At 70.7% G+C, this 9,165-nt stretch carries 10 protein-coding genes; 9 read left to right on the forward strand and 1 reads right to left on the reverse strand.

Annotation, left to right across the window (positions count from 1 at the left end):
* Nucleotides 1-5 precede the first annotated feature (5 nt).
* Both JMJ56_RS23940 and JMJ56_RS23945 read left to right on the forward strand, forming a co-directional pair.
* Nucleotides 6-488, forward strand: a complete 483-nt coding sequence (locus JMJ56_RS23940) for a TRAP transporter small permease (RefSeq protein WP_202834288.1) — start codon at nucleotides 6-8, stop codon at nucleotides 486-488.
* Nucleotides 488-1,813: a TRAP transporter large permease gene (locus tag JMJ56_RS23945; protein WP_202834289.1), complete on the forward strand. Its 1,326-nt coding sequence runs from the start codon at nucleotides 488-490 to the stop codon at nucleotides 1,811-1,813. The genes JMJ56_RS23940 and JMJ56_RS23945 overlap by 1 nt, the downstream gene beginning before the upstream one ends.
* Here the strand turns inward: JMJ56_RS23945 and JMJ56_RS23950 are convergent.
* The gene (locus JMJ56_RS23950) at nucleotides 1,782-2,615 is read right to left on the reverse strand and encodes an EAL domain-containing protein (protein ID WP_328702460.1); all 834 of its coding nucleotides are present in this window, start codon (nucleotides 2,613-2,615) and stop codon (nucleotides 1,782-1,784) included. The two genes, JMJ56_RS23945 and JMJ56_RS23950, sit on opposite strands and share 32 nt — an antisense overlap.
* Nucleotides 2,616-2,753: 138 nt before the next feature.
* On the opposite strand from JMJ56_RS23950, the gene pcaDC reads away from it, so the two are divergent.
* From pcaDC to JMJ56_RS23985, 7 genes are all read left to right on the forward strand, one after another.
* Entirely contained in the window at nucleotides 2,754-3,902 is a 1,149-nt protein-coding gene (gene pcaDC / locus JMJ56_RS23955; protein ID WP_202834290.1) for a bifunctional 3-oxoadipate enol-lactonase/4-carboxymuconolactone decarboxylase PcaDC, read from the forward strand.
* Nucleotides 3,899-4,594, forward strand: coding sequence for a protocatechuate 3,4-dioxygenase subunit beta (gene pcaH / locus JMJ56_RS23960; protein ID WP_202834291.1), 696 nt, complete (start codon nucleotides 3,899-3,901; stop codon nucleotides 4,592-4,594). Before pcaDC ends, pcaH begins: the two co-directional genes overlap by 4 nt.
* Nucleotides 4,591-5,133 (forward strand): protocatechuate 3,4-dioxygenase subunit alpha, encoded by a 543-nt coding sequence (pcaG, locus tag JMJ56_RS23965; protein WP_202834292.1) that lies wholly within the window; start codon nucleotides 4,591-4,593, stop codon nucleotides 5,131-5,133. Before pcaH ends, pcaG begins: the two co-directional genes overlap by 4 nt.
* A gap of 4 nt (nucleotides 5,134-5,137) precedes the next feature.
* Entirely contained in the window at nucleotides 5,138-6,484 is a 1,347-nt protein-coding gene (pcaB, locus tag JMJ56_RS23970; protein WP_202834293.1) for a 3-carboxy-cis,cis-muconate cycloisomerase, read from the forward strand.
* A gap of 80 nt (nucleotides 6,485-6,564) precedes the next feature.
* A complete protein-coding gene (locus JMJ56_RS23975; RefSeq protein ID WP_202834294.1) occupies nucleotides 6,565-7,335 on the forward strand; it encodes an SDR family NAD(P)-dependent oxidoreductase in 771 nt (256 codons plus the stop codon).
* A gap of 40 nt (nucleotides 7,336-7,375) precedes the next feature.
* Nucleotides 7,376-8,365, forward strand: coding sequence for an SDR family oxidoreductase (locus tag JMJ56_RS23980; RefSeq protein ID WP_202834295.1), 990 nt, complete (start codon nucleotides 7,376-7,378; stop codon nucleotides 8,363-8,365).
* 31 nt (nucleotides 8,366-8,396) lie between these two features.
* Nucleotides 8,397-8,681, forward strand: a complete 285-nt coding sequence (locus tag JMJ56_RS23985) for a hypothetical protein (protein ID WP_202834296.1) — start codon at nucleotides 8,397-8,399, stop codon at nucleotides 8,679-8,681.
* The last annotated feature ends 484 nt before the right edge of the window (nucleotides 8,682-9,165 follow it).

A 9,165-nucleotide genomic window follows, 5' to 3' on the forward strand; every position in this document is an offset into this window, starting at 1 on the left:
CGCGCATGGCCGGCCGGCGGGGCGTGGTTGCCGGGGCTGCCACCCTGGTCGCGGCGCTGGGCGGCCTTGCCCTGCTGGCGACGGCGCTGCTGACCAGCTTCAGCGTGGCGCGGCGCTGGGCGACGAGCCAGCCGGTGCAGGGGGATTTCGAGCTGGTCTCGCTCGGCTCCGGCCTCGCGGTGCTGGCCTTCCTCGCCTATGGCACGCTGCGGCGGACCAACATCCTGGTGGACAGCTTCACCACCTGGCTGCCGCGGCGGGCTGCCCGGATCGTCGATGCGTTCTGGATGCTGGTCTGGGCCGCGGTCGCCCTGGTGCTGGCGGAGCGGCTCCTGGTCGGGGCGAGGGAGACGCTTCGCTCAGGCACGACGACGATGGTGCTCGGCCTGCCGACCTGGTGGGCGGTGGGTTTCGGCGCCTTCGGCTTCGCGCTGACGGCGGTGGTCGCGGCCATCTGGGTGGTGCGGCTGGCGCGGGGGGATGAGTGATGGCGCCGGAATTCCTGCAGGCGGCGCTCGGCTTCGCCGCGCTGCTGGGGTTGATCGCGCTGCGCTGCCCGGTGGGGCTCGCCATGCTGCTGGTCGGCATGGGCGGCTACGTCACCCTCGTCGATGCGGCGACGCTGCTGAACTACCTGAAGACGACGCCCTACTTCCTCTTCGCCAACTACACCCTCTCCGTCATCCCACTTTTCATCCTGATGGGGGCGCTGGCGGAGCGGGGCGGGCTGGCGCGGGACCTCTTCGCCGCGGCGAATGCGCTGTTCGGGCACAAGCCGGGCGGGATGGCGATGGGCGTCATCGGCGCCTGCGCCTGCTTCGGCGCGGTCTGCGGCAGCAGCGTCGCCACCACGGCGACCTTCGGCCGGGCGGCGCTGCCGGAGCTGCGGCGCTTCGGCTACGATGCCGGGCTGTCGACGGGGACGATTGCGGTCGGCGGGACGCTCGGCATCCTCATCCCGCCCTCGGTCATCCTCGTCGTCTATGCGATCAGCACGGAGCAGAACATCGCCAAGCTGTTCATGGCGGCGCTGGTTCCCGGCTTGCTGGCGACTGGGTTCTACATCCTCGCCATCGCCGCGCTGGCGCGGCTGCGGCCGGGGCTGATGCCGGCGGCAGCGCGCGTCTTACCCGCAGCAAGGCGGGCGGCGCTGCTCAGCGTCATCCCGGTGATGCTGATCGCCGTCGTCGTGGTGGGCGGCATCTATGGCGGCGTCTTCACCCCGACCGAGAGCGCGGCCATCGGCTGCATCGCAACGCTGGCCGTGGGCCTGGCGCGGCGGACGCTCAGCCTGCGCCAGGCGGGCGAGGCGCTGCTGGCGACGGCTGAGACAACGGCGATGATCTTCGTCATCCTGCTCGGGGCGGAGGTGTTCAACGCCTTCCTCGCCCTGACCTCGGCGCCGGAGCTGCTGGCGCTCTGGATCGCGGAGCAGAGCTACCCGGCCTATGGCGTGCTGGCGCTGCTGCTCTTCGCCTACATCGTGCTCGGCGCGGTGATGGACGAGCTGGCGATGATCCTGCTTACCCTGCCGATCTTCTTCCCCGTGGTGACGGCGCTGGATTTCGGCCTGGCCAGCACGGAGGAGACGGCGATCTGGTTCGGCATCCTGGTGCTGATCGTGGTGGGCATCGGGCTGACGGCGCCGCCCATCGGGCTCAACGTCTTCGTCGTCTCCTCGCTGGCGCGGGACGTGCCAATCGCCCGGACCTATCGGGGCGTGCTGCCCTTCCTGGCGACGGATCTCGTCCGGCTGGCGCTCTGCGTACTATTCCCGGCGCTCAGCCTGTGGCTGGTGCGGCTGCTGGCCTGAGGGCGGCGACCGCGGCGGGCACGGGCAGGCTGCGGAAGCCCGGGCGGGCGAAGAGGTAGCCCTGGAACAGGCCGATGCCCATGCCGCGCAGGGTGGCGCATTCCTCCGCCGTCTCGATGCCCTCGGCCACTACCTGTACGCCGAGTTCGCGGCAGGCGGCGGTGATGCTGGCGAGGATCACCTGGCGGGGGCGATGCGTGTCGCAGCCGCGGATGAGGCCCATATCGAGCTTCACCAGATCGACCGGCAGGTCGGCCAGCAGGGCAAGGCCGGCATGGCCGGCACCGAAATCGTCGATCGCCAGGGTGAAGCCCATCTGGCGATAGGCCTGGAAGATGCGCAGCAGGTGGGAGGGGTCCTGCACCGGCTCCCGCTCGCTGACCTCGAAGATCAGCCGGCTGGGCGGGAAGCCGGTGCGTTCCGCTGCACGGAGCGTCGCCTGGATGCAGGCAAGGGGGTTGTAGACCGCGTTCGGCAGGAAATTGATGGAAAGCCGGGCGCTGGTCTCGGCCAGGCGGAGGCGGCCCGCCTCCTCGATGGCGGCGACGCGGCAGGCCTGGTCGAAGGCATAGAGCCCCTCGGGCGGGACCTGGTCGATCACCCAGCCGGCGCCCTGGCCCTCCGGCCCGCGGACGAGGGCCTCCTGCGCCAGGACCTGGCCGCCGCGATCGGCGTCGAGGATGGGCTGGAAGGCCATCGCCAGATCGAAGCCGAGCCCGGTGCCGCCGCGGCAGCCGCCGCAGGACGGACCGGTGTCGCGGGAGGTCCTGGGTGCCAGAACTGTCGTCATGGAGGAATGCATGGCCCGATCATGTCATGTCATGGTTGATACGCCGTTACGGTTTCCCACCTTGCTCACCCGGGTTTGATTGCATGGCGACGGCCATTGACCCGCCCGGACCGGCAGGCGAGTTTCGAGGCCAAGGGAGAGGGAGCAGGAATGTTCATCCAGCTCGACGACATCGCCGTCCATGCCGAGGTTTCGGGCCCGGCCTCGGGAGCGCCGGTGCTGCTGCTGCACAGCCTCGGGACCAGCCTGCATATGTGGGACCCGCAGGCGGAGGCGCTGGCCAGGCGCCACCGCGTCATCCGCATGGACATGCGCGGCCATGGGCTGACCGAGGCGACGCCCGGCCCCTATACGATGGACCGGCTGGTGAAGGATGCGCTGGCGCTGCTGCAGGCGCTCGGCATCGGCGCGGCGCATGTGGGCGGCGTCTCCATCGGCGGGCATATCGCGCTGCGCATGGCGGCGCAGGCGCCGGAGCGGGTGCTCTCGGTCATGGCCTGCGACACGGCGATGGATTTCGGCGGGCCGGCCAATTGGCAGGGGCGGATGGATGCGGTCGCCGCGGGCGGGATGGCCGCCATCGCCGATGCGACGCTCGGGCGCTGGGTAACGGCTCGCTCGCTCGCCTCCTCGAAGGGGCTCCGCCGGATGCTGCTGGCAACCGACCCCGCCGGCTGGCTCGGCTGCGCCGCGGCGCTGCGCGACCTCGCCCCGCCTGCCGAGTGGCGGGTGCGCGGCCCGACGACGGTCATCGTCGGCGACCGGGACGAATCGACGCCCGTCGCGGCGGCGCAGGCGATCCATGCCGCGATACCCGAGAGCAGGCTCGTCGTCATCGCCGAAGCGGGACACATCCCCAATCTCGAGCGGGAGGAGGCGATGACGCGCGCCGTCCTCGCCCATATGAAGCTCGCCACGGCACTGCCGGAGACCGCCGCCGAGGCCGGGATGGCGGTGCGCCGGCGGGTGCTGGGCGATGCGCATGTGGATCGCTCCGAGGCGGCGCTCACGCCGCTCGACCTTCCCTTCCGCGACTTCATCCTGGAGGGTGTCTGGGGCCGGGTCTGGACGCGGCCGGGCCTCTCCCACCGCGACCGCAGCCTGCTCTGCCTCGGCGTGCTGGCCGCGCTCGGCCACCACGACGAATTCCGGCTGCATGTGCGGGCGACGCGCAACACCGGCGTGACGGCGGAGGAGATCGGCGAGGTGCTGCTGCAGGTCGCCGCCTATGCCGGCGTGCCGACGGCCAACACCGCCCTCCGCCTCGCCAAGGACATCCTGAAGGAGATGGAGGGATGAGCTACCGCCAGCCGGCGCCGGGCACCCAGCCGCCCTACGACGCGCCCGAATACGGCAGCACGCACAAGCGCCACCCGAAGCAGCCCCTACTGCGCGTGCCGCAGACGCTGACCGAAACCAGCGCGCCGCGCATGCGGCCGGCGCTTTACGAGACGACGCACAACCTGGCCAAGGGGCCGGGCTGGGAGGCGCAGGGCGAGCGCATCACCGTCGCCGGGCGGGTGCTGGACGAGGATGGCCGGCCCATCCCCGGCGCCATGGTCGAGGTCTGGCAGGCCAATGCCGCCGGCCGCTACAACCATGAACGCGACCAGCACGACGCGCCGCTCGACCCGAATTTCAAGGGCGAGGGCCGCGTCTTCACCGATGCGGAGGGCTGGTACCGCTACACGACGATCCGGCCCGGTGCCTATCCCTGGCGCAACCACCACAATGCCTGGCGGCCGGTGCATATCCATTACAGCCTCTTCGGCGCCGGCTTCGCGCAGCGGCTGATCACCCAGATGTACTTCCCGGGCGACCCGCTGCTGCCGCTCGACCCGATCTTCAACTGCGTCCCCGACCCGGCGGCGCGGGAGCGTCTGGTGGCCGCCTTCGACCTCGACGTGACCGAGCCGGACTATGCGCTCGGCTACCGCTTCGACATCGTGCTGCGCGGGCGGGATGCCACGCCGATGGAGAACCCGGCATGAGCCTGCCCGCCACGGCCTCCCAAACAGCCGGCCCCTACTGGCACCTGATCGACTTCCCGGAATGGGCCGACCTGCTGCGCTCCAACGGGCCGAATGCGGCGATCGAGGGCGAGCGCATCGCCATCGAGGGCACGGTCACCGATGGCGACGGCGCGCCCTGCGCCGATGTCATGGTGGAGATCTGGCAGGCCGATCCGGCAGGCAGCTACGAGGGCGAGTTCCATGGCTATGGCCGCTGCGGCACGGACAAGGACGGGCGCTTCCGCTTCGTCACGCTGAAGCCGGGGCCGGTGCGGGCGGAGGGGAACGCCTTCCAGGCGCCGCATGTCGCCATCTCGCTCTTCGCCCGGGGCCTGCTGAAGCAGCTCGTCACCCGGCTCTACTTCGCCGGCGAGAAGCTGAACGAGCAGGATGCGATCCTCAACGCCATCCCGGCCGCGCGGCGCGGCACCGTCATCGCGCAGCGGGCGACGGACGGGAGCTGGCGGCTCGACCTGCGCCTGCAGGGCGAGAGCGAGACAGTGTTCTTCGAGGTCTGACGCGATGCCCGTGAATCCGGCCGACAGCCCCGTCTTCGGCGCCCTCTACGGGACGGAGGCCATGCGCGCCTGCATGGGCGAGATGGCGCTGCTGCAGCACATGCTGGATGTGGAGGCGGCACTGGCGCACGCCCAGGCGCGGCTTGGCATCGTCCCGGCGGAGGCCGCGGCGGCGATCAGGGCGGCGGCGCGGGCGGAACGGCTCGATCTCGCGGCGCTGGCGGCAGCGACACGGAACACGGGCTATCCGGTGGTCGGGCTGGTGCGGCAACTCAGCCGGCTCGCAGGGGCGGAAGCGGGGCGCTGGACGCATTGGGGCGCGACCACGCAGGATATCATGGACACGGCCGTGGTGTTGCAGATGCGGGCGGGGCTCGACCTGGTCCGCGCGGAGCTGCTGGCGGTGAATGCGGGGCTGGCAGCGCTGGCGGTGCGGCATCGCGGCACGGTCATGGCAGGGCGGACGCATCTCCAGCACGCGCTGCCCATCACCTTCGGCTACAAGGTCGCTGTCTGGCTCTCGCCGCTCATCACCATGGTGGAGCGGCTGGACCAGCTTCGCCCGCGGCTGGAGCGGCTTCAATTCGGCGGCGCGGCGGGGACGCTGGCCTCGCTCGGCGCGCAGGGCCTCGCCGTGCAGGAGGAGCTGGCGCGGGAGCTGCGCCTCGCCGTGCCGGACATCCCCTGGCACGTGGCGCGGGACGGCATCGCCGAAGCGGTCTCCTTCCTCGGCCTGCTCTGCGGCGCGCTCTTGAAGATCGCCACCGATGTGATCCTGATGATGCAGACCGAGGTGGCGGAGGTCGCGGAGCCGCATCAGGAGGGGCGTGGCGGGTCCTCCACCATGCCGCAGAAGCGCAACCCGATCTCCTGCGAGTACATCATCGCCCAGTCGCGCGGCGTCCACGCCCTGGTGCCGCAGATGCAGGCGGCGATGGCGCAGGACCAGGAGCGCGGCACCGGACCCTGGCAGGCGGAGCCGCTGGCGATCGGCCAGGCCTTCCTGCTGGCGCATGGGGCGCTGGCCCAGGCGCGGGTGCTGGCCGAGGGGCTGACGGTCGATGCCGCGCGCATGCGGCGCAACCTCGAGAGCACCGGCGGGCTGATCGTCGCCGAGGCGGTGATGATGGGCCTCGCGCTGGTGCTCGGGCGCGAGGCGGCGCATCATGCCGTCAATCAGGCCTGCGACGTGGCGCTGGCCCAGGGCATCCCGCTGGCCGAGGCGCTGATGGCGGAGGCGGAGGTCAAGGGCCGGCTGCCGGCGGAGGAGATCGCTCGGCTGACCGACCCCAGCGGTTATCTCGGCAGCACGGAGGCCTTCATCGACCGGGTGCTGGGCCGCTTGCGTTAGCGCTGCCCTCTCCGTCATGTCATGGCGCCCCGGCGAGCGGCGCGAGTTGCTTCTCTCCAGATCGAGAGAGGAGCCGGACCATGACGCTGCAGGACAGGATCGCCGTCATCACGGGGGCCGATAGCGGGATCGGCCAGGCCGCGGCCGAGGCCTTCGCACGGGCCGGGGCGGATGTCGCCATCGCCTATCACAGCGATGCGGAGGGCGCCGGCGAGACGCGGCGGCGCGTGGAGGCCGCGGGGCGGCGTGCGCATGTGGCGCAGGCGGATGTGGGCGACCCGGCCTCCGTCCAGGCACTGTTCGACGGCGCGGCGCGGGCGCTGGGTGTGCCGCATATCCTCTTCGCCAATGCGGGGACGGGGATGAGCGGCATGCCCGTCGCCGACATGGACGACGCGAAGATGGAGCAGGTGCTGCGGACCGACCTGATGGGCCCGCTCTTCTGCGCCCGCGCCTTCATCCGCCAGCGCCGCGCAGCCGGCGGGGCCGGGCGCATCGTCTTCACCGGCTCGGTCGCCGGGCATCTGCCGACGCCGGGCAGCGCCCCCTACGGCATGGCGAAGGCAGGGCTCAACTCGCTGGTGCGCAGCCTGTCGGTGGAGCTGGCCGGCGACCGGATCAACGTCAACGCCATCGCGCCCGGCCTGATCGAGACGCCGATGACCCAGAAGCGGATGGACGACCCGAAGGCGCGCGAGGAGAGCATGAAGGCCATCCCCTGGCGCCGCCCGGGCCGGCCGGAGGAGATCGCGGAGCTTGCCGTCTTCCTCGCCTCCGACGCGGCGGATTACGTCACCGGGCAGACCTGGGTGATGGATGGCGGGCTGACGATGAACTGGGGCGGCGCCTGACACGTTCGGCCTGACGAACCCCCGGCAAAGCGAGATCAGCATGAACGACGACACTTCCATGTCGCGGCGCAAGGCCGTCGGCAGCGCCGGGCTCGGCCTCGCCGTGGCAGCGGCCTCCGCCTCGGCGCAGGCGCAGCCGCGGGACGCCGCGCAACCGATGACCGACCCGACGACGCGCTACCCGAAGCCGCCCTTCCAGAAGCAATCGCAGCCCTGGCCCGGCCTCGCCAGCCGCATGGAGCCGCGGCCGGATCATGGCGAGACGAGCTATCGCGGCTCCGGCCGGCTGGCGGGGCGCAAGGCGCTCATCACCGGCGGCGATTCCGGCATGGGACGGGCGGCCATCGCCTATGCGCGCGAGGGCGCAGATGTCGCCATCAACTACCTCCCCAGCGAGGAGGCGGATGCGGGGGAGGTGATCGCACTGATCAAGGCGGAGGGACGGCTCGGCCTCGCCCTGCCGGGTGACCTGCAGCACGAGGGTTTCTGCAACCGGTTGATCGCCGATGCGGCGCGGGGGCTCGGCGGCCTCGACATCCTCGTCAGCAATGCGGCGCGGCAGCAGACGCGGGCCTCGATCCTCGACGTGAGCACGGAGGATTTCGACGCGACGATGAAAACGAATATTTACGCACCGTTCTGGCTCATCAAGGCAGCGCTGGCGCATCTGAAGCCGGGGGCGGCGATCATCGCCACCACCTCCGAGCAGGCCTACGATCCTTCGGCCGAACTCTACGACTATGCGCAGACCAAGGCGGCGACGATGAATTTCGTGAAGTCGCTGGCGAAGCAGCTCGGGCCGAAGGGCATCCGCGTCAACGGCGTTGCGCCGGGGCCGATCTGGACGCCGCTGCAGGTCAGCGGCGGGGCCACGATGGAGAAGCTGGAGAAGTTCGGCGGCACGACGCCGATGGGCCGGCCGGGACAGCCAGCGGAACTGGCCTCGATCTACGTCCAGCTTGCGGCGTCCGATGCCAGCTATGCGACCGGCCAGATTTATGGCGCGGGGGGTGGGTCGGGGCAGCCCTGACCCGGCCCTTCATCGCGCGTCGCACCTGGGCATGGACGAGGAGGGCAAAGAGGCCCGTGCCGCCGGGGACGTTGCCGATCAGCGCCGGCAGGATCATTCCGCCGAGCGCCTGGCCGAGGCCGACCTCACCGGCGAAGAGCGGCAGGAAGGTCTCGGCGGCGCCGGCGATGACATGCGTGAAGTCGCCATGGGCAATCGCATAGGTCAGCACCAAGATGATGGCGAAGTCGCCAGTGGTGACGCCGGCGCGGATCCAGGCGACGGAAGCGATCAGGAAACCCCAGAGCCGGGCCGCACCGCTGAGTTTCCGCCATAAGGGCGCCGCCATCACCGGCAGGACGGCGACGACGGTCTGCTTGGTGAAGAGCTGCATCCGCCCGAGGATCCATCAGGAAGCCGATGCTGTGCCGAGATCGGCAATGACTTCGCGCGCAGGGAAGCCCGATGGCAGCGTGAAGCCCTTCCAAACCTGCCTAGGGCTTGTCCTGGCGGTCGCGGCGGGAGAAGACGCTCCGGAATTCAAGGCGCTGCAACAGCACCAATGCAACGACGGCTACGAGAATGACGAGGAGGGCAGTCAGCATGTCAGGCTCCTTCGCCGGGACGTAAGGGCCGAACGGCGAGATATGCAGCAGGTTGCACACGCTGGGCCATCGATGTTGTGGACGTGCGGAGTGCCCTGAAACGCCGAAAGCCGCCGACCCTGTAAGAGGTCGGCGGCTTTGGTATGGTTAGTATCCTGGGATCCTGTTGGGTGGCCCGGCGGCGACCGACTCTCCCGCAGCTTGAGCTGCAGTACC

Origin of the sequence: Belnapia arida, assembly GCF_016773205.1 — a bacterium.
Lineage (GTDB): Bacteria > Pseudomonadota > Alphaproteobacteria > Acetobacterales > Acetobacteraceae > Belnapia > Belnapia arida.